Annotated in this window: 6 protein-coding genes; all 6 read right to left on the bottom strand. The window is 57.4% G+C overall.

Annotated features, from left to right (window positions below; translation table 11 throughout):
• Positions 1-845: 845 nt before the first annotated feature.
• Positions 846-1,025, bottom strand: coding sequence for a hypothetical protein (locus B9A23_RS22945; RefSeq protein ID WP_176218074.1), 180 nt, complete (start codon positions 1,023-1,025; stop codon positions 846-848).
• Positions 1,022-1,618 carry a hypothetical protein gene (locus tag B9A23_RS19135; RefSeq protein ID WP_084280775.1) on the bottom strand — a complete coding sequence of 199 codons (597 nt, stop codon included), beginning with the start codon at positions 1,616-1,618 and terminating at the stop codon, positions 1,022-1,024. Before B9A23_RS19135 ends, B9A23_RS22945 begins: the two co-directional genes overlap by 4 nt.
• A 740-nt stretch (positions 1,619-2,358) precedes the next feature.
• On the bottom strand, positions 2,359-2,583 hold the full coding sequence (locus B9A23_RS22420; RefSeq protein WP_139797571.1) for a hypothetical protein: 225 nt from the start codon (positions 2,581-2,583) through the stop codon (positions 2,359-2,361).
• Positions 2,584-3,622: 1,039 nt separating this feature from the next.
• A complete protein-coding gene (locus B9A23_RS23545; protein ID WP_084280773.1) occupies positions 3,623-3,919 on the bottom strand; it encodes a helix-turn-helix domain-containing protein in 297 nt (98 codons plus the stop codon).
• Between the two features lie 144 nt (positions 3,920-4,063).
• On the bottom strand, positions 4,064-4,276 hold the full coding sequence (locus tag B9A23_RS22415) for a hypothetical protein (protein WP_139797570.1): 213 nt from the start codon (positions 4,274-4,276) through the stop codon (positions 4,064-4,066).
• 576 nt (positions 4,277-4,852) lie between these two features.
• Positions 4,853-24,832: a hypothetical protein gene (locus B9A23_RS22410; RefSeq protein ID WP_139797569.1), complete on the bottom strand. Its 19,980-nt coding sequence runs from the start codon at positions 24,830-24,832 to the stop codon at positions 4,853-4,855.
• Positions 24,833-24,888: the final 56 nt, after the last annotated feature.

Raw genomic sequence — 24,888 nt, 5'->3', positions numbered from 1 at the left:
AGATCGAAGCTTTAACGGGCCTGCAACGTTGCGCCCACGCTCCTCGCCGTCCTGGTAAGAGCGAATCGGCACGGGAGTTGTGTTAACTATGTTTGTCTCGCGCAAATTGCAGGCTTGGGGATCTGGAAAAGGCATCACCATCTTGATCGATGGCAGCTACTCTCTAAGGAGCGCAATTAATCTAACAAGGCGAAGGCGTCGAGCGAAGCGCTGGAGGGCCGAGCTCGCTAGTTATTGCGCGCTGACGAAAAACCATTCGACTGTGTAATCGCAACCAGGCCCGTTCATCTGCTTCCGATCAGTTAGACCGAAGGGTGAGAATTCTCTCTGCAGGGGGTCTGAGTATGTGCGCGTGCACGAGGCGCTTTGGCTTAAAAGGGTCGTAGCGTGCGAATGACGCTTGCCCACAATTGCCCCCATAGAGGCGATCTGCGCCCAGCATTATCGGTCGGGGTTAGTGTATGTGCTCCGCCCTAAGCAGCAGGAACGGGCGGAGCACATTTCGAAGGTCCACGACTTGGGGAATCAGGACCCGAGCGGACACTGGGTGGGATTAGTGATCCGCTGATCGACAGCTACAACTTGTGTGGTTAACAAACCTCTAAAAACATTGACTTGGCTTTGCGACCGCCGCGGTATCAATGGAAGCGTTTAAGGCCGGAATGTCACTGCCCATTCCGGCGCAGTCTCGCCGGGCTCTAGAAAGTTCACGCCCAAGGAAGCCAATGCAGCTGCAATAGCGAGCAAGGCATTTCCTCCCGGCACCGCCAGCTCAGCCTCAAATGCCTCAACGGTTCGATCGTCGACTCCTGCGGTTTCTGCAAGTTCGGCTCGGTCGATTCCGATCAGAGCCCGCGCGGCCCGGCAAAGTGCTGGTGTAAGCATTTCAGAGAGAAGAGCAGATATTCCTCATCCATGGCAACAACTTTAACTGCTTTCAGAACTTCGATCGGAAAATTAAGGGCGAAGACTTGTTCCGCAGGCATCTTTCTCGATGTTTTCGACTGTGCTTGGTGCTTCTTCATGCAGCCAGGGTGTAGCGTGCAGATCCAGGCGCGCGGCACATGCGCTTGTTTGCAGTCGTTTCCTCGCCGTTCACAATGATTACGTCGGTCACCGTTATGCACTGAACAGTTTGCCCGTTGGGAGAGGCAACCTTATCGTTGCGCGCGATTACGGTGGATGTCCCTGAAACGTTCTCGCGCGTGTTAGATGTCCAAGTTGCGCTCAATCCAACCTGATCACCACGTGTGGCTTCGATGGTTGCAGCTGCTGCTTGCTTTTGCTCTTCGGGGTCCAGGCGGCAGGCTATTGCATTCGTGAGAGTTTCAGCAACTTCTGCAGTTGGGATGAAGCTGGATACGCCAGCGGAGCTGGCGGCCCGATTGATGCCTTGTCCAATGATCCCTCCCAAAATCGATGAACCTCCGCTTTTGGATTTTCCTTTGGGGCACCCCGAGGAGTTGCTTTGACTAGTATTACTATTACGCGCAATCGATGGGAGGCTAAAGCCCCCGAATTGCGCGTGAGCCTGCCCTGTGAACGGCGTGGGCACTGCCATACTGATGAGGATCAGAACTGCTGTGGGCGCTGAACACGCTCGTTTAAAAGTCGGCATTATGCCCTCCCGCGATCGGCTGCCGGCAGATCCTGTGTTATCGGCCATTGACACAAAAAGCCCTGCTGTGAACCTCGGTCTAACACTGGCCCTTGTAACTGGCAGTGGCATTTATCACTAACACGGATAGTGAGAAACGCCGTAGCGCGTCCGCAGGTACCAGCAAGGTTTGTCACTCCCCTTGCTGCGGACCATCTATTAATGGCGTATCAGTTGGAGTGCGGTCGGCTTATCGCACTAGGATCGGACCAGCATCTCATGGTCTTGCCAACCAGATGAACACGGCCAATTCCGGGGAAAGGATCTGAAGCCTTCAAATAGGCTCCGCAGAGGTAGCGAGAGCGAGGGCATCTGCATCACAGCCGCGCCACGTCGTACGTTCAGCGCGCTTAGCCGTTCCAAGAATTTGTGATAGCCCGCCTGTTGCAGTGTCTAAGTAGATCAGCCCTGTCTCTGTAGTATTTTCTCGCACAGCGTCGAAGCCAAAGCGGGGCTCCCCACGTAGGGTCGAGCCTCATTGCGACCCCCGCTGGTAAGCACGCAGCCGAGACCGCGTTAAGGGGCAATAACCACACAAAATCGCAAAGCTCTTCCAACCGGCACGTGGGAGCGAGATGCGAAGTGGGCTCGTGTATGAGAAATTATTCTTTTATTACAGTTTTTTGCGACCCGAAGAGCACTTTTTCAGATTTGATTCGTCATGAACGCAAAATGCCGAACTTGTTTACCATGTCAATTAGTCAAGAATGCAGATGCCGTACGCCGCGACTACGACCATCCTCCCAGATCTCAACTTCATGGAAGGTTCGCGTCTTTGCGCACCACTCCAGCGCTTCGTCGACATCTGCAGCAAACAGCTCGACGTGTTTGGTCATATCTCCATCTGAAGACTTCATGAGCAAGATATAATGGTGACGCCGTATCACCTTGCGATTTCTTGCATACTGGTCGGCTACCGAAAGCATGGCATCCTCCTGTTTTGATTGATGTAACGTGCCAAAGAATCCTGATCTTGGAACCGCTAAGTTCCGAGCGTCCGAAGCTGGTACAGTTGAGATGTGATTTATTAGTTACGCTCAAAGCGTCAGCTTCTACCCTGAGCGACGCACGCAACAATATAGGGCCGCGCAAGCATGCGTAGAGCACTCAGCGCAAGGGCCCAGGGTCTATTTGACAAGGTGATCACGCCACTTACTTTTTGTTTGATTGGCTACGAGCGTTCTTGCGAGAACCGACGGGCCTAAAGCATTTGCCCGCGCGGCGGCCTGGATAGCGCACGCCTGGTATTGCCGGCAGACTTTGAGAGACCTCCGCAGTGGATGCCGCTTACACCCTTTTCGCCCACCGCCCTCTTATCCGCTGTTCGGATAGCGCCAGTATGGTAAAACCCGTATGAGATCTCAAAATCAAAAAGGGATGGTCGTAAGTGGTAATTGAGACAGACGCAAAACAACCGTGTGACCTGGTATCTATTAACTCAATACATATCAACACCTTACGGCTTGTGATTGCATGCCTTCTTCCTATGGCAGCAAAAAGCCACGCCAACCCTGAGGCTTGGCTGGAAGAATTTCAAACACTGGCGTTGCACAGTGCAGATTACGCCTCATTCGGAGCCGCGGGATCAATTAGTCCAGACCTCATGAAAGCCGCGGTAATCGGGTCGCTTGAAGAGTTATTCAGTGGCGCGAAGGGAACGCTCCGCTCTTCAGGTCAAGCTTGCTGACCTCAGGACAAAGCAGCCGAGCACTTGGGATTCGGCGGCCTTTCTTGCGGCTTAGCTCAAACATAAAAGCCCCACCGGATCACAGAGGGGGCATTAATCCGGTGGGGCAGAGCGAGGTTGCGTTCGCGATGAACGCGATCTCTTACTAGCGCCGATTTGTTACTAATTTTGATCAAAGGCCGACTTTTTTCTGCGAGCAGATTTTGCAAGTTTCTAACCGAATAAAAGCTTTTTTCTTAAGAAATCCAGACACGAGATCTGTCTGCTTAGGGGCATTCTCACTCTCGACGATCAACACTCGCTAATACGTCTCGAACCTGCTGCAATCGGCATTCAAGGAGATGCTCAAGCTTTTTGCAAAACAGCCTGAGGCGACTGAGGCGAATCTTACGGTGTCCTCGCTCCCACGCCTGCCACGTGGGTGTGGCAACCTCGGCGAGGCGACTGGCCTCCTCTTGCGAAATGCCAGCAGCAAGTCTTAGTTCGCGCAGCACATGGCCGCCAGACGCACTCGAGCTATCCTCGGGCGCGAAACTTGTCTCTGCGCCATTATATGTGACCTGCGTTAGCGACATATTGCCAGTCCGATAAAGAATGGAACTCCCAAGAGTTTTGGCAGTCTGCAATCAAAACCGCGACGAACGCAACATCAAAGACTTGTCGGCGACCAGCCTGCGAAAATCCAGAAGAGCGAGGTGCTGAAGGACAGCCTTTGCGGGTCACAAAGTGAAGGCGCTCCGTGGTGATTTTTTGCGATAGGACCTTTCCATCGAAATCAGGCTCAATCTTTCAGCCACATCGCACATAGCCAACCAACATTCATCAGCGTCTTCAACGCCACGATTTTCCTGGCTCCAATAGTAGAGGGCTTCTCGAAGATGCTCCATTGCAGTCTCGATGTGCTGGTCAGCTTGTTCGGTCAGTGTGCACATGCAGCATAATAGCCTGAGATCTGGTGAAGAGTTTGCGCAGGCAGATGGTAAATTTTCGGTTTGGTGCCACAGTCCCACATATTCCTGGCATCGCTCCAAAATTTTGGGAGCCCGCGATCAGATCTCGCGTGATAAGTCGCACAGTGCGCCAAGTGGACAGTACGCTGCATCATAATCACCAGCACAGAGCACAACGCTTACTGTTCCGTATTTCTGTTTACTTCGCTTCGTGGAGAAAGTGCAAGGAAGCGGCTTTGCATCTATGGTTAATGAGCGTATTCTACATAAGGCGAATCATGCAGATCTTCGCCAAAGTGGCACTTCCCCGGCCAATCGCGTCCCGATGGTCGGGGATCTTTTAAGCGGCCCTATTTTTCAAATTAGCCTACTTGGATTATCGGTTAATCGGCGTAGACTACTCGTGCGACTCCCCACGTCGCTTTGACAAACCGTACGGCCTCGACCAATCTCCGCACAGATTGGTCGAGGCTTTTTCAAAGGTTTAGCGCACATTTGACGTGACGGCACAGCAAGGAGGCGTTTGCCAAAGCATTGATTGGGCGCTTAGCAGCAATGTCATCCTAGCGTTAGTTGACCGACTGTCTGGGTCATGGATGTGTCGGAGTAGAATGTGTAGTCATTGCCATTCTGCGTATAGACTGCGTCGCTGCTGAAGCTGATTTGGTCATTTCCGTCGATGTTCAATGTCAGATGCGAGGCATTTCCTGCGCCAGCGATTGATTGCACAAAACCTGCATCAATCAGGAGATTGGCGCTCGTTCCGCTGGCAGTCAGGTCGATGGTTTCCACGTGGTTCAGGACAGAACTCAGTTGAGACGCCGAAAGCGTTCCGGAATTTGCGGCAAGCGCGACCGTATCAGTACCCGCACCGCCGTCGATGAAGAAGCCCTTGTCCAGTGTGAGCGTGAACGTATCGCCAAATGTCGATCCCAGAACGCTTTCAATACCAGTAAGCACGTCCCCGCCAGCGTCACCACCAGTGCCAAAACCTGCGAGCGTGCCATTGCTTCCCAGATTAAGCGCTACACTGCTTCCTGACGACGTGTAATCAGCGATGTCCGAACCTTGTCCACCTTGCAGCACATCGGCTCCAGAGCCACCGATAAGGCGGTCATTTCCAGCGCCGCCATCGAGGACATTCGCGCCAGTATCACCTGTAAGACGATCGTTGAATGCCGAGCCGGTGAGATTTTCGATGCTGCTGTACGTATCGCCTGCCGCTTCATTCGTGTTGAAGCTACTGTCTGCCAGATTTGCGACGACCCCAAGTGACGATTGAGCATATGACGCTGTGTCGGATCCAGCACCACCGTCGAGCACATCGCTACCCATCCCGCCGAGCAGTAGATCGTTCCCGCCCTCACCATAGAGAAGATCGTTGCCCTGTCCGCCGTCGATTGTATCTGCGCCCTCCCCGGCTCTGAATGTTTCGTCTGCACTCACCCCGACAAAAATGTCGTCGAGCGCCGTTCCAATGACCCGTTCAATGCCGGTAAGAACATCGCCGGCAGCGTCGCCACCTGAGCTTGCTACTCCATCCAGACGCACGCTGACGGCTGAGTTGGAGGCCGAGTAATCTAGGCTATCGATGCCAGCGCCGCCGGATATGATGTCGGCGCCGCCGCTACCATAGAGCGTATCATCTCCTGCGCCACCGTCGAGCAATTCTGCGCCAGTACCACCGCGCAAGACGTCATTGAATGACGATCCGATTACACCCTCGATAGAAGTGTAAGTGTCGCCGACGGCATCGGATGTGTTTACAACCAGTGACCCGCTCGCAAAGCTTGCAGCCACTGCGACTTGCGAGTTGACGAATGAGACGCTGTCCGTGCCGGCTCCCCCGTCCAGGTTATCTCCACCCGCGCCGCCAACGAGAGTATCGTCTCCGTTGCCGCCAACGATAGTGTCAGCGGCGCTTGTGCCGGTAAGTGTGTCGTTGAAACCCGACCCTACAAGGATCTCAATTCCGCTGAGGCGATCGCCGGTCGCATCGTTACTGCTGCCAGCAGTACCGTCGAGATAAGCAATGACCCCTCCGGTTGCCGATGCGTAGCTGAACGTATCTGTACCAGCCCCACCGTCGACGATGTCGGCACCGCTGCCACCGGACAACGTGTCATTTCCGTTGCCACCGTTGATTACATCATCGCCAACGAAGCCACTGATAATGTCGTCTCCGTCGCCGCCATTAAGCGTCTCCGACCCGTTGGAACCAACGAGGGTATCAGCAAATGCCGAGCCATTGACTATTTCGATAGAGACAAGGACGTCTCCTTGCGCAAATCCACCATTCGCTGAGGTACCGTCGAGATAAACTGTGACTCCAGCCGTCGAGTCAGAATAGTCGGCGGTGTCAGTGCCGCTGCCGCCATTCAGAGTATCGGCTCCCTGGCCACCACGGAGAAAATCGTCCCCCGCCCCGCCAGTCAGCGTGTTGGCGGATGAATCGCCAATCAGGGTGTCGTCCAGCGCTGAGCCCACGACATTCTCGATCGACGTATACTGGTCACCTGCAGCATCTCCGCCAGTTCCGCTCGCAGACAGCAGGTTGACCGACACCGCGTTCGCTGAGTTGGCGTAGGTCACAGTGTCAGAGCCAGATCCACCATCGATGCTATCCGCGCCAGCGTCCCCGCGGATAGTGTCGTTACCCTCCATGCCCAAGATGGTGTTAGCGCCACTGTTGCCCCAGAGCGTATCATCGAACTGCGAGCCTTGCAGCACTTCAATATTGGTCAGGACATCACCCGCTGCCTCGTTGAGAGTGCCGGCAACGCCATCCAGACCTATCGACACGCCGCCAGTTACGCCGGTGCCGGAGTAACTGACAGTATCTGTCCCTGCCCCGCCATCGATCGCATCGGCACCGCCAAGGCCTCTGAACCATTCGTTTGCCGCCGTTCCAGTGACCCTGTCGGCAAGGTTGGTCAGATACACGTTCGCAAAGTTGCGATACGTGTCTCCCTGTGCGTCACCACCAATGCCAGTGGTTACGCCATCCAGAACAATGGTGACGCCAGAGGTTGCAGAGACGCTCGCAAGATTGCCGAAACTGCTGCCGAAAAACAGAGTATTGGTCCCTGCCCCGCCGTCAAGAGCATCAGCTCCTGAACCGCCAGTGATAACGTCGTCACCATTACCGCCATTAATGGTGTCGTTACCGGCAAGACCGGAAAGCTGGTCATTACCGTCGCCGCCATTCAGAACGTTGGCAGAAGTGTTGCCCAGCAGGGTATCCCCAGCAGCAGAGCCTGTAAGATTTTCGATGTTCGCAAAAGTATCGCCCTGAGCGTCAGCTCCGTTACCGGTGTTGCCAGTCAGATCAACAGAAACGCCGCCACTGCTCAGGCTATAATCGACAGTGTCAGTACCGGCGCCACCGTCCATTGCGTCAGAACCAGCACCCCCGAGGAAGGTGTCATTGCCATTACCGCCTTGGAGATTATCTGCACCACTACCGCCATCGATCACGTCATCGCCATTACCGCCATTGATGGTATTCTGCTGAGCATCGCCCGTTAGGATGTCGTTGCTTGCAGAACCGGTAAGGTTCTGAAAGTTCGTAAAGGTATCGCCAGACGCATCACCGGCGCTCCCAGACCCGGCTAGAAGTGAAACCGTCACCGAACCTGTCGCTGAGGCATAGCTGAGCGTATTGATGCCAACACCACCATCCATGAAGTCAGCGCCTGCGCCGCCATCGATCGTGTCGTTGCTTTCCTCGCCATAGAGAGCATCGTTACCTGCAGCGCCATTGATGACGTCATTGCCAACACCACCTCGGATCGTGTTGGCCGCACTGTCGCCTGTGAGAGTATCGGCACCACTGCTGCCTGTAAGGTCTTCGAACCCTGTGAAGGTATCTCCAGCAGCATCGCCGCCCGAGCCCGTCCCGTTTGCGAGATTGACGTTTACCGCCGTTCCCGAACTTGCGTAGCTCAAGGTGTCAGTTCCGCTGCCTCCATCCAGGACGTCGCTGCCCGCACCACCGATAATTGTATCGTTTCCAGATCCACCTTTCAGATTGTTGGCAGCTGAACTCCCGACGATGTAGTCATCTCCACTCGAACCAATTGCATTCTCTATTGTGTTAATGGCAAATATGTCGCCCTGTGCATCGCCACCACTATTCCCGGTGCCGGTACCCAGGTTGATCGAAACTGCTCCGCTTGAAGCGGAATAATCAACCGTATCAGTACCCGCCCCGCCGTCGATGATATCTGAACCAGCGCCGCCAACGAGCAGGTCATTGCCGTTTCCACCGTTAAGCGTGTCATCGCCGGCACCGGCATCAATCGTATCATTGCCGTCTCCAGCATTGATCGTTTCCGCAGTGGCTGCGCCAACAAACACATCGTTGAATGCAGAAAGCGCGTATATCTCAATGCTGGTAAAGACGTCACCCAGCGCCAAGCCGGTCGACAGCGAGGCGTTCACCAGGTTGACCGTTAGAGCAGAGCTTGAGCTCGAGTAATCAACTGTGTCGGTCCCGTTGCCACCGTCCAGGGTATCACTACCGAGCCCCGGCGCGAGAGTATCATTGCCATCACCGCCGACAATGGTGTCTGCACCGGTTGAACCGTAAATAACGTCCGCAAGTGACGAACCAACCACGCGCTCGATGCCGATGAGGACATCGCCCGAGGCGTCTCCGGCGCCGCCAGATGTGCCATCCATGCGAACAACCACGCCACCTGCAGAGGAATAATCTGCAGTATCAAAACCAGCACCGCCATCGAGTGTGTCGGCTCCAGCCCCGCCAACGAGCGTGTCGTCTCCACTACCGCCCACAAGCGTCTCGTTTCCAGACGCGCCCAGAAGCGTGTCACCCAGTGCAGAACCGATAACCCTTTCAACGTTGGTTATGGTATCTCCTGCTGCATCACCACCGCTACTCGCAGCACCATCAAGCCGCACGGTCACCGCACTCAATGAGCCGGAGTAGTCGATCGTGTCATTACCAGCACCGCCATCGATGCTATCTGCTTGACCCAAGGAAACAAAAGTATCGTCACCGCCCCAGCCCCAGAGCGTCGTGCTGCTGAGGCTACCGCCTTTCAACGTGTCGCCGTAGTTCTGCGACCCGTAGATTGTCTCGATACCTGAGAGAATATCACCCTGTGCCCAGCCGCCACTGCCAGCAGAACCGTTATTGGCAAGAACGATAGCCGCTCCCGAGTTGCGGTAATCGGCAATATCCGTCCCGCTTCCGCCAATTACCTGGTCTGCGCCAAGGCCGCTGGCAATTGTGTCATCGCCGCTACCACCGTCCAAAGTGTCAGCGCTATCGCCACCAAACAGCACGTCATTTCCAGCACCTGCACGGATCTCTGCAGAACTTGCACCGGCAGTGATTGTGTCTGCCTGGGACGATCCGATAACTGTCTCGACATTGAACAACCGGTCACCCGCGGCATCGCCGCCCGTACCAAAGCTGCCATCCATGTAAATTTGCATTCCGCTGGTCGTCGAGGCCGAATAATCAGCCGTATCTGAGCCAGCGTCACCACGATAAATGTCAGCGCCACCAGACGCTACGAAGACGTCATCGCCACCTGCTCCCACGAACTCCTCGTCCGCCAGAGAGCCTTCAAACCGGTCGGAAAAAGCTGACCCAACCACTTTCTCGATGGATGAAAGGGTGTCGCCCTCAGCATCGCCGCCAGCCGAAGTCGCAGAAGTACGAATAGTTACTGCCGAGGTAGATGCAGAGTAGTCGACGGTATCTGTTCCTGCGCCACCCTCGATGGTGTCAGCACCTGACCCGCCATCGAGAATATCATCGCCAATGCCGCCATACAGCGTGTCATTGCCAGCACCGCCTCGCAGAGTATCGTTACCGTCAAACCCGTCAAACCAATCATTGCCGCTTCCGCCGATCAGCGTGTCACCAACACGTGAACCGACAAAGCGCTCGATCGACACGAAGGTGTCCCCCTGCGCATCGCCACCACTTGCAGTGTTGGCAGACAGGTCGACAATTATGGCTACGCCGGAACCTGCATAGCTTGCGGTGTCAGTACCTGCGCCGCCATCTAGTGTGTCAGCCCCGGCATCGCCTGACAATGTGTCGTTGTCAGCACCGCCCTGCAGGATATCACTGCCACTGCCGCCCGAGAGCGTGTCGTTCCCAGCACCACCAACAAGCGTGTCGTCTGAGAATGTCCCAGTGATCACGTCAGCAAAAAGTGATCCAACGACTGATTCAATGCCGGTTAACTTGTCACCGGCTGCAAGATCGGCAGATCCAGCTGATCCATCAAGCGAAACAGTGATGCCTGTCGACGCTGCCGAATAGTCCACAGTATCAAAGCCGTCTCCACCGACCAGCGTATCTGCTCCTAAACTTGCAATCAGCAAATCGTCTCCAGAGCCGCCATCGAGGGTATCGGCGCCGAGGCCGCCTGCAAGTGTGTCGTCATAATCCGAGCCGAGGAGGCGCTCGATTCCGACAAGGATGTCGCCGTTTGCATCGCCAACTGTACCAGTGCCTGTAGCAAGGCTTGCAGAAACGCCAGAAAGAGCATGCTCATATGACGCGGTGTCTGTTCCGGCGCCACCTTCAAGCCGGTCGGCCCCACCACCGCCTTCGAGCACATCGTTGCCATCGTTACCGATAAGAGTCTCGTTACCCTGTGCGCCGACAAGGAAATCGTTGAGAGAGGAACCAAGGACCGTTTCGATGTTGATTAAGGTATCGCCAGCTGCAGTGCCGCCTGCTCCGCTGCTCACGCCATCGAGATAGACAGTTACCCCCTGGGTGCTCCCAGTGTAATCTGCAGTGTCTGCTCCGGTGCCCCCATCAAGCTGATCGCTGCCAGCCCCGCCGATAAGCGTGTCATCACCGCTGCCGCCAAAGATTGCGTCAGACCCTCCAGCGCCATCCAGCCGGTCGTTTCCATCGCCGCCTTCAAGTGTATCAGAGGCAGTCGATCCAGAAATCGTGTCTCCCAGGGCCGAACCGACGACGCGCTCTATTCCCGTCAATCGATCGCCATTGGCATCACCAGCGCTTCCAATGCCTGACGCGAGGTCAACAACGACACTCAGCGCCGATGCTGAGTAATCTGCGGAATCAAAACCGTCACCGCCGATAAGAGTATCTGCGCCAGCACCACCGACCAATATGTCGTCACCAGATTGGCCTTGAAGCGTGTCTGCAGAAGAACTGCCAATCAGAGTATCGCCGAAGCTCGAGCCCTTGAGAACTTCGACATTGCTGATCACGTCCCCTTGAGCTTCGCCACCAGCGCCGCTCGTGCCGTTCAGATATGCAGTTACGGCAGAGGATGAGTTCGAATAGTCGGCCGTATCTGTGCCGGCCCCGCCGTCGATCTGGTCGGCGCCAACACCACCTTCGATAAGATCGTTACCGCTGCCGCCTGCGATAATGTCTGCGCCAGCACCGCCCAAAAGTGTATCGTCGCCAGCCGCGCCATCTATCGTATCGTTGCCGGATGATCCAACGATAGCATCGCCAAAGCTGGAGCCCGTGACACTTTCTACATCGACGAGGACGTCACCGAGCGCATCACCCGAGGTGCCGGCAAGCCCGTCCATTCGTGCAGCAACACTTGCGGTAGCATTGGCATAAGTAACGTTGTCAAAACCCGCGCCACCTTCAAGGCGATCTGCGCCAGAACCACCTTCAAGAACGTCGTTGCCCTCTCCGCCCAACAAGATGTCAGCGCCGGCTGCACCTGAAAGGGTATCGGCACCGGCTCCACCGACAATCGTGTCTGCCAATGCGGAACCGATGATCGTGTCTGAAAGTGACGTGCCGATAACTTGCTCAACGCCGCTGAGAGTGTCACCGGAAGCTTCGCCGCCGCTGGAGGTCAGACCGTCCATACGAACGCTGACAGAGGTCGTTCCGCCTGAGTAGTCTACAGTGTCAAAGCCTGACCCGCCTATGTAGCTATCCGAGCCGGCGCTCGAGAACATGACGTCGTCCCCGGCACCGCCATCGATCTGCTCGCCCGCCGAGGAGCCGTAGAATGTATCACTGTTGCCAGACCCGATAACCTTCTCGATGTTGAGCAGAGTGTCGCCATCAGCGTCGCCCCCCTGTGAGGCGGTGCCATCAAATCGTACAGTCACCGCGCTTAGAGAACTTGCATAGCTGACCGTGTCGAAGCCTGCGCCGCCGTCCAGAGCGTCGGCGCCAGCTCCACCTGCCAGAATATCGTCTCCTGCCTCGCCGAAGAGCTGGTCGTCGCCCGCGCCCCCGGAAATGTCATCAGCACCTGCGCCAGCTCGAATGGTTTCGCTGACATTGCCACCGACCAAGCGGTCGTCAAAAGCCGATCCGATCAGTTGCTCAATGCTGGACAGAGTGTCGCCTGCCGCATCACCGCGGCTTGATGTCGTGCCGTCCAGGAAGACCGTTACTGCTGACTGTGCCGAGGCGTAGCTGGCAGTGTCTGTACCTGCGCCACCTTCGATCACATCGGCGCCAGCAGCGCCAATGATCGTATCGTCTCCAGTACCGCCCTGCAAAACATCGTTGCCAGCGCCACCAGTGATCACGTCGTTGCCGCTACCGCCCACGATTGTATCATCGCTGGCCGAGCCGCCCAGAGTGTCGTTGCCACCAGACCCCACAAGACGTTCGATGTTGGTAAGGATATCGCCTGCTGCATCCCCACCCTGCCCAACGTTGCCGTCAAGGGAGATCGTGACCGCTGTCGTCGAGCTGGAGTAGTCAGCTGTATCAGCGCCACTTCCGCCATCGACAAGATCAGCGCCAGCGCCGCCAACGATCGTGTCGTCGCCGCCATTGCCGAAAAGTTGCTCGTCTCCGCTGCTGCCGGTGAGGACATCGCCTTGAGAGGAGCCCAGCACGCGTTCGACAGAAGTCAGGAGGTCGCCGTCGGCATCGCCGCCGATGCTTGCTGTACCATCTAGGTTTACCCGGACAGCCTGGATCGAGGCACTGTAATCGGCAGTGTCGAGACCTGCCCCGCCAGTCAGGATGTCCGAGCCTGCGCCGCCAACGAGCACGTCATCGCCCGCACCGCCATCGAGCGTGTCATCACCAATACCGCCCGAAAGCGTATCGGCGCCACTTCCGCCCATCAGCACATCGGCGCTGTTGCCACCCGACAATCTGTCCGCAAATGACGAGCCGATGACTTTCTCGATGCCAAGGAGAGTATCGCCAGCAGCGGCTCCACCACTGCCGGTCCCGCCTGCAAGGGATACAACAATTCCTGCCGATGATTGGGAGTAGTCCGCAGTATCGAAGCCTGTCCCACCATCCAACGTGTCAGCGCCATTCGAACCCGTTAAAATATCGTCGCCGCCACCGCCCTGTAAGACGTCTGCAGCTGTCCCGCCACGTAAGATGTCGTTGAATGCTGAACCGACAAGGTTTTCAATATTGGTAAGCGTATCTGCTTCAGCGTCACCGCCGCTATTGGCAGCGCCATCCAATCCAACGTTTACGCCAGTCGCCGAAGCGCTGTAGTCTGCTGTGTCTGCTCCACTGCCGCCGTCCAGCGCGTCTGCGCCCGTACCGCCGATCAGCGTATCGTTCCCGGCCTGGCCAAGCAGGGTATCATCTCCAGCGCCGCCGTAAATTGCGTCAGCCCCGTCATTACCCTCTAAGGTGTCGGCGCCGTCAGAGCCTCTCAGAATGTCACCCAGCAGCGAGCCAATGACCCGCTCGACATCGCTCAAGGTATCGCCAGATGCATCTCCGCCAGAGGACACGGACCCATCGAGATTTACGGTAACTGCACTGGCAGATGCCGAGTAATCGACAGTGTCAAAACCGCTGCCGCCATCGAGGTGATCGGCACCCGCGCTTCCCAGCAAGGTGTCGTTTCCACCTTGTCCAAGCAGGGTATCTGCACCGACCCGGCCCGAGAGCACGTCGCCGAAGGCTGAACCTTCAAGAATTTCCGCGTTGCTGATTACGTCGCCTTGAGCATCGCCGCCAGTGCCGGTGATCCCGCCAAGAGAGGCAGTCACCGCAGTCGCGGATGCTGCATAAGAGACTGTATCTGTGCCACTGCCGCCATCCAGAATGTCTGCGCCAGTGCCGCCAGCCAACGTGTCATCGCCTGCCCCGCCTTGAAGCGTGTCATCGCCGCCTGCCCCGCTCAAGAGGTCGTCGCCGGCGCCGCCTACCAAGGTATCAGAGGCGTTGCCGCCTGTTAACGTGTCACTATCGGACGAACCAACCAGCCTCTCGATACCGGTCAGAGTGTCCCCCTCGGCATCACCGCCATGCGCGACCGATCCATCCAAGGAAACTTGAACCGCCGAATCTGAAGAGCTGTAATCTGCAGTATCAAAGCCACTGCCGCCATCGAGTTGGTCTGCGCCAGCCCCGCCGCGCAAAGTGTCATTGCCGCTTCCGCCCAGCAGCGTGTCTGCGCCGCCTCCACCGAACAATGTGTCGGCGCCTGCTCCCCCTTCAATGGTCTCTGCCGCCGATGAGCCCACAACGATATCGGAGAAGCTTGAACCCAGTATCCGCTCGATAGAGCTAAGGGTGTCACCGTCGGCATCGCCACCCGAGGCAGCCGAGCCATCGAGGTTGATCTGAACGCCAGCAGTGCTGCCAGAATAGTCGGCTGTGTCGAAACCTTGGCCACCGAAGATTTCATCGGCACCGGCGCCACCTGCGATCATATCGTTGCCGACACCGCCTTCGAGGCGATCGGCGCCCGCGCCACCTGCCAAGGTGTCATCGCCTGCGCCACCAATGAGTATTTCATCGTCATCAGCGCCAACAAGAACGTCTGCGAAGTCCGAACCTGTGACTTGCTCGATACCTGTGAGAGAGTCGCCTTCGGCTTCTGCACCTCGCCCGGTGCCGGCAGCCAAATTGATTGTAACGCCAGCGCTGGCATCACTGTAGCTGACTATATCGAAGCCAATTCCTCCGTCGAGGATGTCAGCGCCAGCGCCACCAGAGAGCACGTCATCGCCGGCTCCACCGATGAGACTGTCGTTTCCGGCAAGACCCACCAGATCATCGTTGCCGCTACCACCTTCAAGCGTATCGGCCGAACCGCTTCCCGTCAGCGCATCGGCTTGAGCGGATCCGATTATACGTTCGATCCCGCTAAGCTGGTCTCCTGCAGCATCACCACTGCCACCAAAGCTTCCATCGTTGGCAATTGTGACCCCTGTTGATGATGATGAATAATCCGCAGTGTCAAAGCCTGCGCCGCCCACCAGTGTATCTGCGCCGATCGAGCCACGAAGAATGTCGTCCCCCGCTCCACCGTCCAGGGTATCGTTGCCTATGCTGCCCGCGAGGACGTCAGCGAAGCGTGACCCTGTGAGGTTTTCGATTCCGCTAAGCGTATCGGCCTGCGCAAAACCACCAATTCCCGTGGTTCCATCCAGAGCAACTTGCACAGCTGCGTCAGACAGACTGTAGTCGGCCGTGTCTGAGCCAGCGCCACCGACAAGACTGTCCGCTCCAGCTGAGCCCAAGAGGCGGTCATCCCCTTCTCCACCCCGCAGCACATCCGAGCCAGCCGAACCACCAAGCACGTCAGCGTAAATCGAGCCTTCAAGGATTTCGACGCCGAGCAAGGTATCCCCCTGCGCCGAACCACCACTTCCAGCAGAACCATCCAGAGAAATTGTAACCGCACTCGTGGAGTCACCGTAGCTAGCTGTGTCTACACCGCTCCCGCCATCAATAGCATCAGCGCCATCGCCACCGATCAAGAGGTCGTCGCCGCCTCCGCCCTCGAGGCTATCGCTTCCTCCGAAGCCCCGAAGGATGTCACCCCCCTCGCCGCCCGAAATTGTATCGGCAGCTTCGCTGCCGTAGAGTTCGTCGTCGTGCTCTGAACCTTCGAGCTGCTCGACCGAAATGAGGACGTCACCGGCAGCATCGCCACTGCTTCCCGATCGTCCGTCCAGGTAGGCGGTGACGCCAGAGCCGGAGGATGAGTAGCTAACCGTGTCTCGGCCGTCTCCACCATCAAGAGTATCGCTCCCGATGCTGCCGATCAGGGTATCATTGCCGTCGCCGGCTTCAATTATCTCAGAGCCGCTACCACCGCCAAGGCGATCATCGAATGCCGATCCGATGAGCCGCGAGATACGGGTGAGGGTATCGCCCACTGCCTCGCCGCCGGTGCCCGCTGCACCAGACAGGTCTACCGCAACACCAGCTGCAGCGCCGGCATAACTGGCCGTGTTGCTGCCTGCGCCGCCGTCAATTGAGTCAGCGCCGGCTCCACCAATCAACACATCGTCACCACTGCCGCCCAGCAATGTGTCGTTGCCAGCACCGCCAGAAATCAGGTCGTCGCCGGCTGCACCATCAAGACGGTCGTCAGAAGACCCGCCGTAAAGGGCGTCAGCTTGGCCAGAACCAGTCACACCTTCGATACCTGTCAGCGTATCGCCCTCGGCATCGCCACCAGTCGAGGGGCCGCCGTCCAATCTGACGGTGACGCCCGAAGATGATCCGGCATAGCTGGTAATGTCAAAGCCTGCACCGCCATCAAGAACGTCTGCACCAGATCCGCCAAGCAGCGTGTCATCGCCACTGCCACCAGTCAGTCTATCTGACCCTGCACCACCGCGCAGAAGGTCGTTACCAGCGCCTCCATCAAGGGCTTCGTTCAACGACGTGCCTGTCAGGGTGTCATCGAAGGATGAGCCTACAACAGTTTCGATTGAGCTGAGTGTGTCGCCCTGTGCATCGCCGCCAGCCGACAGGGATCCGTCGAGATTGATCGCTACCGCAGCGTTTGAGCTTGAATAATCGGCAGTATCGTTCCCAGCACCGCCTGACAGAATGTCGGCGCCCGCCCCGCCCCGCAGGATATCGTTGCCGGTTCCCCCTAGCAGAACGTCGTCACCAAGCCCTCCGCTCAGGAAGTCGTTGCCAGCGTTTCCGCGCAGCTCGTCATCCTGCGAGCCACCTACGACAATGTCGTCAAAATCCGAGCCTTCAACGATCTCAATCGATATGAAGGTGTCGCCTTGAGCGTCGCCACTGCTCCCACCAGTCGAGAAATCAAGTGAGATTCCGGAGGTAGCTTGGCTGTAATCTGCAACGTCGGTACCTGCGCCACCGTCGAGGATATCTGCACCTGCCCCCCCTCGCAGAATGTCGTCGCCCGCGCCGCCATGAAGCTGCTCAGCCGCATCCGAACCGTTCAGAACGTCAGCGTAATTTGAGCCCGTAACGGCTTCGACGTTAGTGAGGATATCACCTTCTGCAAGGCCACCCGAGCTTGCAGAGCCCGCGAGATTGACCTGCACAGCAACCAGAGATGCTGAGTAATCTACGGTATCGAGTCCGGCTCCGCCATCGATGCGATCAGCACCTGCGCCGCCATCGAGCAAGTCGTCTCCGACGCCACCATACAGCAAGTCGTCGCCAGAGCCGGCAACGATCGTATCGGCTCCGGCCCCGCCCTCAAGCGTATCTGCACTGGCAGAGCCGATTAGGCGATCGTTATTGGCCGAACCGATAATCCGTTCGATGCTGATAAGAACGTCGCCAATTGCATCCCCTGCGCTACCGGTGCCGTCTTGCAAAGACACTGTTACAGCTTCGGCAGCCTCGGAGTAGTCTGCGGTATCAAATCCGCTGCCGCCATCGAGGACATCTGCACCCGCGCGCCCGGCGAGCACATCGTTGCCGGATCCGCCGATGAGGATATCGTTGCCAACAGTGCCTGACAGCCGGTCGTCAAAATCAGACCCGATGAGATTTTCGATGTTCAGCAGGCGATCGCCCTCAGCTGCACCGCCGCTGGAAACGGAACCATCGACCGAGACTGATACTCCAGAGGTGGACGAGGAAAAGTCGACTGTGTCCTGCCCATCTCCACCATCGAGGAGATCAGAGCCTGCGCCGCCATCGAGTTTGTCGTTACCGGCGCCTCCAAGCAAGATATCGTCACCACCGCCGCCAGAAAGCACGTCGTTACCTGCAGCGCCGTCAAGCAGATCAGATGCCATTCCGCCTGTCAGGCGGTCATCAAGGGTGGAGCCTCTTATACCTTCAATAGACGTGTACTGATCGCCTGCAGCATCCCCGCCAATCCCGCTGGAACCATCCAGGCGCACATCGATGGCGCCACTGGAATTGCGATAGTCTGCGATATCAAAGCCCGCTCCGCCATCAAGAATGTCGGCGCCCTGGCTTCCCAGAAGCAAGTCGTCACCAGCTCCGCCGGTTAGATGCTCTGTACCGGCTTCCCCTCCCAGAACGTCATCGAACGCAGAGCCAACAAGGTTTTCAATACTGCTCAGGACGTCGCCGTTTGCGTCACCGGCAGTGCCGCGACTTCCATCAAGCGACACAGTAACACCTGCCGTTGCGCTTTCGTAGCTGGCGGTATCATCACCTGTACCACCAATCAGCTGGTCAGCTCCTTCCCCGCCTTCTAAACGATCATTCCCGCTTCCGCCGTCAAGTACGTCATCACCGGCTCCGCCGGAAATCGTGTCGTCGCCGCTGCCACCACGAATACGTTCAGAAGCACCTGCGCCGGTCAGTCTGTCATCAAAAGCAGACCCCGTCAGGTCTTCGATTCCGATCAGCTGGTCGCCTGTCGCGTCGCCGCCTGCACTTAAACTGCCGTCAAGGTTGATGGCCACAGCCGCAGAAGATGCCGAATAGTCTACAGTGTCGATACCCTCGCCGCCGTCGAGGACATCTGAACCCGCACCGCCATCGAGTTGGTCATCACCTGCGCCGCCGCGCAACGTATCGCTACCGGATCCGCCCGAGATGACGTCATCGCCAGCGCCACCCTCAAGAGTGTCGCCAAGAACACCCCCCGTCAGAGTGTCAGCAAAGGCGGAACCTACCAGTCGTTCGATGCCAATTAGTATGTCGCCCTGCGCATCACCTCCGGCGCCGATGTTACCATCAAGGCTTGCCTGGATCGCGACGGCTGACGAGGAGTAGTCGACGGTATCAAAGCCGTCTCCACCATCAAGACGGTCAGCACCAGCGCCACCATCGAGGGTGTCGTTGCCATCACCGCCCTGCAGTCGGTCAGATCCATCGTGGCCTGAGAGAAGATCATTTCCGCCACCACCGAGAATCTCGTCATCTTGTGCGGATCCTCGCAGCACGTCGTTACCGGTTGAGCCGATCAAGCGCTCAATAGAAGATAAGGTGTCGCCTTCCGCATCGCCCCCTGATCCCTTCCCGTCAGCAAGGTCAACCGAAACGCCCTGCGCTGAGGTGGCGTAGCTAGCGGTGTCGATACCAGCGCCGCCATCCAGAAGGTCTGCGCCTCCAGCGCCGATTAAAACATCGTCGCCTCCGCCACCGTGGAGGATTTCATCTGCCCCCGCGCCGGTAAGGGTATCGCCGCTGCTACTTCCGATGACCTCCTCAATTGAAAAGAGAGTGTCGCCAGTCGCGGCCGCACCAAGGCCAGCAGAGCCATCGAGGAAGACCGAAACACCTGCTGTCGATTGGCTGTAATCAGCGATATCGTGACCATCGCCGCCCTCGATTACGTCAGCACCGGTACCACCTTCAATACGGTCGTTGCCCGTGCCGCCGCGAAGAATATCATTCCCGGAACCGCCAATGATGGCATCGTCCCCTGCGCGACCGTCAATGATATCATTGGCTTGTGAGCCCGCGAGACGATCCGATTGATTTGAACCGATAACCCCTTCGATACTCGTGAGCGTGTCGCCGTGTGCATCGCCACCAGAGCCAGTTCCGGAAGCAAGATCGATTGTGACGCCAGCGCTGCTATCGCTGTAATCTGCAATATCAGTGCCTGCCCCGCCGTCGATGAAATCCGCGCCGGCTCCACCACGCAGAGCATCATCACCTTCGCCGCCTTCGAGGCGATCTTCTCCGGCACCGCCAGCCAAGAGGTCTGCGCCGCTCCCACCTGCTAGGTGGTCATTGCCTGCATCCCCGAAGAGCCGATCATCGCCGCCTGCACCTTCAAGAAACTCATCCGAGCCGATCCCGGTGATGGTGTCACCATACTCGGAGCCAATGATGTGCTCGAATCCCTGAATATGATCGCCTTGCGCATCACCGCCAAGGCCAGCGCTACCATCCAGGCTTAGAGTGATCGCCGCAGCACTGTTGGTGTATGTAGCAGTGTCGTAGCCCTCTCCGCCTGAGAGTATGTCGGCTCCTCCACGCCCCTCGATGGTGTCGTCACCATCGCCACCGTCGAGAGAATCGGCCGCGCTCGAGCCAGAGAGGTCATCGCCAAAGGCCGAGCCAACAATACGCTCAATGCCGGCCAGGGTGTCTCCTTCGGCAAACCCTCCTGACGCGCTGAGCTGAGCCAGGTTTACTGTAACAGCACCATCGGAGAGCGAGTAGTCAACGGTATCGGATCCCGCACCGCCGTCCAGAACGTCAGCCCCGCTCGAGCCAACGAGAATATCATTCCCGCCTTGACCAAGAAGCGTCTCTGCGTCCTGCGAACCATAGAGGGTGTCAGAAAATGCTGAACCGTGGATAGCTTCGATGTCGACGAACTTATCACCCGCAGCATCACCGCCGCTATTTTCACGCCCATCCAGGCCTGCAACAATTCCCGTCTTGGAGCGACTGTAATCGGCAACGTCAAACCCAGTTCCGCCGTCAAGCAGGTCGGAGCCCGCGCCCCCTTGGAGCACGTCGTCACCAGCGCCGCCCTCCAGCTGATCGTCACTTTCCCCGCCAGAGATAGTGTCAGCAAATCTACTACCAACAATCCGTTCGATGCTCGCAAGCGTGTCACCCTGCGCATCGCCACCAAGGCCGACTGCCCCATCAGTGGATATGACTACTCCGGTTGCGCTACGTGAGTAGTCTACGGTGTCAAAACCGCTGCCGCCGTCAATACTGTCGCCACCTGCGCCCCCCTGCAGTGTATCGTCGCCATCGCCCCCGGACAGTGCGTTTGCATTCTCGTCACCTGTCAACCGGTCTGCAAACTGACTACCAACAAGCGCCTCAATTTCCCGAAGACTGTCACCTTCTGCATCGCCGCCCTGGCCTTTGCTGCCATCGAGCGAAACGCTGACGCCTTCCAGGGAATTGCTGTAGTCAGAAGTGTCGAAGCCTACGCCGCCAATCAAGACGTCAGCACCTGCGCCGCCCTCGAGGACATCATTGCCAGCCGCCCCCTCGAGCTGGTTACTTGCGCTGTCACCTACAAGTCTGTCTGCGTATTCCGACCCAACGAGGTTCTCAACGCCACTGAGAATATCCCCAGAAGCAGAGCCCCCTTGGCCAATTCCATTTTTGAGGCTTACGATGACCCCAGTGTTTGACTCACTGTATTGGACGGTGTCGACGCCTTCGCCGCCGATCATGCGATCTGCGCCAAGACCACCGACTAAGATGTCGTCTCCGGCCCCACCTTCGAGAGTATTGTCGCCGCTATCGCCGGAAAGATGGTCAGCATAGCTACTGCCAATTACGCGTTCAACGCCAGTCAGCCTGTCGCCTTCGGCAATATCTCCTGCCGAGGCGTTTCCATCGAGGCGAACTCTGATCGCCCCGGAAGCGGCACTGTAATCTGCCGTGTCAAAACCACTGCCTCCCTGCAGCAGGTCCGCACCGAGGTCCCCTCGAAGGACATCATCGCCGGCGCCAGCGGTCAGGATGTTGTCGCGCTCGTCTCCGCCCAGCCGGTCGTTGTTGGACGAACCAATCAACCGCTCGATACCAGTCAGAGTATCTCCTTGCGCATCCCCGCCTCGACCGACTCCGCCATCGAGCGCAACATCAACTCCTTCAAGCGATCTGCTGTAGTCTGCAGTATCAAGGCCCTCGCCGCCTTTCAGGACGTCAGCGCCCCCGCCACCGGACAAGACATCGTCGCCCGCTCCGCCGGACAGAACCTCATTCTCTGCGGTGCCGCTGATCTTGTCGTCATAGCTCGTGCCGATGACGATTTCGATACTGGACAGAATGTCTCCATCAGCGTCACCACCTGTAGATTCAGTGCCATCCAGCGAAACAGTAATGCCAGAGCGAGACTGGCTGTAATCGACGGTATCTACACCTGCACCGCCTTCGAGCGTATCTGCACCGCCAAATCCGTTCAGAATGTCGTCGCCCGCACCACCTCTCAGAACGTCACTGCCAGCGGTTCCCAGCAAAGTGTCGTTAAAGGCAGATCCTTCGAGCCCTTCGATGGATACAAAGCGATCCCCTTGCGCATCGGTACCGCTCAACACTGAGCCATCAAGGGCGATTTTGACGCCGGATTGTGCGCCTGCGTAGCTGGCGACGTCGAATCCTGCGCCACCATCGATCAGGTCAGCTCCGCTACCACCTTCGATGACATCGTCGCCAGCGCCGCCACGAAGTGTCTCCTCGCCGCTACCGCCCACGAGGTGATCGTCAAAAGCTGATCCTGTCAGTTGTTCGATGTTGAAGTAAGTGTCGCCTTCGGCGTCCCCGCCGTGACCAGCAGTTCCGTTGAGGAAGACTTCGACTGCAACTGCGCTTTTGCTGAAGTCGACGATGTCGACCCCGCCTTTGCCGTCGATCTTGTCAGCGCCTGCGCCTCCTACAATCGTGTTGTCACCGCCATCGCCTGTAAGAATGTCATCATGGGCAGACCCAATGATGTTCTCGAAGCCTTGCAGAGTATCGCCATCTGCGTCCCCGCCCCGCCCGATCGTGCCATCCAACGCAACCTGTACGCCCGAGGAGGACTTGCTGTAATCGACCGTATCTATCCCAGCGCCGCCGTCGAGACGATCAGCACCTAGACTTGAGATAACTGTGTCGTCGCCCGCGCCGGCTTCGATCCATTCATTGGCGTTGCCACCGCGGATAACATCATCCCGGGAGGTGGTGATGACATGCTCTATGCTGGAAAGTATGTCGCCTTGCGCGTCACCGCCGCTGGATGGAGAGCCATCGAGATTTATCTCGACCCCTTCTGTACCGGGCGATTTCTCGTCGATCGCAGATGTGTAGTCGGCAGTATCAAACCCCTCTCCGCCATCAATGATATCTGCGCCTTTGCCGCCTACGAACCGGTTATCGCTCGAGTTGCCGGTCAAGACGTCATCGAAAGTGGAGCCAGTTACTCCTTCGACGGAGGTATAAGTGTCGCCTTCTGCAAATCCCTGCTCACCTTTGCCGGTTGCAAGGTTGACGCGCACGCCTTCGCCTGAGCGGCTATAGTCGATGGTATCGATGCCTGATCCACCATCGATGTCGTCAGCGCCAGCCCCGGCGACAATGCGATCATCCCCTTCCCCGGCGGAAACCTTGGTGCCCGGGGGATTGGCAAAAAGCACATAGATCGGCTCGCCGGTCACGGGATCCTTGACCGTCATGCCTGCTTCGTCAGTAACGTCCTTGATGCCAAAGTGCGTGGAAACAGCGACCGAGTAGGTGCTCGTCTTTCCGTCCGACGACAGGCCAAGCATGACCGGGAAGAAGAACTCGTCGATGAAGCCACTGCTCATCGTCGGTGTACCGGTTGATGGCAGCGTATATGTGAGTTGCAGCTCGAAAGTGAAGATCGACTGGCTTGAAGGGACCGGGACAGTCTTACCCTCAGCGTTGGTTGTGGTCGTCTCTTTTACGATGTTGCCGTCATCGATCGAAACCAGCCAGCCCTTGTCAGTCAGAGTTCCGTTTACAACGGTGTAGCCCTCGGGAAGCGATGGAACGAGAATGCTGGTGAGAGACAATCCACCTGCAGGAACCATGGCCTCGACCTGGAGCACGCGCATGGTCGAGCCGACCGGCGCATGGGCTGGCGTATCGGCGTAGATCAAATCATTCCCGGAGGTCCCGGAAAGCGTTTCTTGGGCCGATTGCGCAGAAAAGCTTGCGCTCTTGGCAGAGTTTGGACCGCCTGTGTCACCTTTTATGACAGTCTGACCGTTCTCGGTAGTCCGCTCACTTCCTTCTGAATTGTATAGAGAGAATGTGAGCTTGGGTACGAGCTTACCAATGCCCGCAGGTCCAATAGCGTCGTCTGGCGCAGGCTCTACCGCCTTTGCGCTGATTACGCCTGGAGAAGCAGCGCTTGATGAGGATGTGTCACTGATCTTTTCTGTGAGACGCTTGGCAGCATCTTCGTTGCTACCTTGCGCTTGCTGCTTGGACGCTTCCTGCGCCTGCGCCCTGGCTGAGTCCTCCGGTTGAACACTGGCAGGTTCTTTTTGACCCTCAACCGTCTTGGCGTTCTCAGCACTGCTGAGGTGCAGTTCGACAGAATTGTTTTCCGCCTTGATCTCGCCCACCATGCCCACGGCTTGGTCTGCGGTGATTTCCTTATCATTAAATACGATGACTGGTTTGCGGCCAGAAAAGGCCGCAATCGCCATTCCTGGAATAATGATGCGTGTCCCGTCGAGGAAGACCAGTACAACGTCAACGTCGACGATCTCGACCTTGAACGGAGCATAATTGATGCCAAGCTTGGCCCTGTCGGAACTGTCCAACTGGACAACTTTCACAGCGCCATAATCATGCTGCGGCCCGCCCGCATCAGTTGCCGCATCTGCCAACTGAGCTTTAGAGGCGCTGGGCGTTTTGCCCTTCCGGGCAAGGCCAGATTTTGCGCGCGAGATCTTGACCATCGTATATCCAGTTCCAGCTCTGCCCAATCGCTCTCAGCGGACCAATTTCAGAGCAG

It is taken from the genome of Novosphingobium sp. B1 (assembly GCF_900176395.1).
Taxonomy (GTDB): domain Bacteria; phylum Pseudomonadota; class Alphaproteobacteria; order Sphingomonadales; family Sphingomonadaceae; genus Novosphingobium.
Note: the sequence above shows the minus strand (reverse complement) of the source record. Positions and strands in the feature narration are given on the sequence as shown.

What these genes read in the sequence shown, in the direction of transcription:
- B9A23_RS23545 (WP_084280773.1), bottom strand. Translation starts at nt 3,919, where the DNA reads ATGTCGCTAACGCAGGTCACATATAATGGCGCAGAGACAAGTTTCGCG.
- B9A23_RS22945 (WP_176218074.1), bottom strand. Translation starts at nt 1,025, where the DNA reads ATGAAGAAGCACCAAGCACAGTCGAAAACATCGAGAAAGATGCCTGCG.
- B9A23_RS22410 (WP_139797569.1), bottom strand. Translation starts at nt 24,832, where the DNA reads ATGGTCAAGATCTCGCGCGCAAAATCTGGCCTTGCCCGGAAGGGCAAA.
- B9A23_RS22415 (WP_139797570.1), bottom strand. Translation starts at nt 4,276, where the DNA reads ATGTGCACACTGACCGAACAAGCTGACCAGCACATCGAGACTGCAATG.
- B9A23_RS19135 (WP_084280775.1), bottom strand. Translation starts at nt 1,618, where the DNA reads ATGCCGACTTTTAAACGAGCGTGTTCAGCGCCCACAGCAGTTCTGATC.
- B9A23_RS22420 (WP_139797571.1), bottom strand. Translation starts at nt 2,583, where the DNA reads ATGCTTTCGGTAGCCGACCAGTATGCAAGAAATCGCAAGGTGATACGG.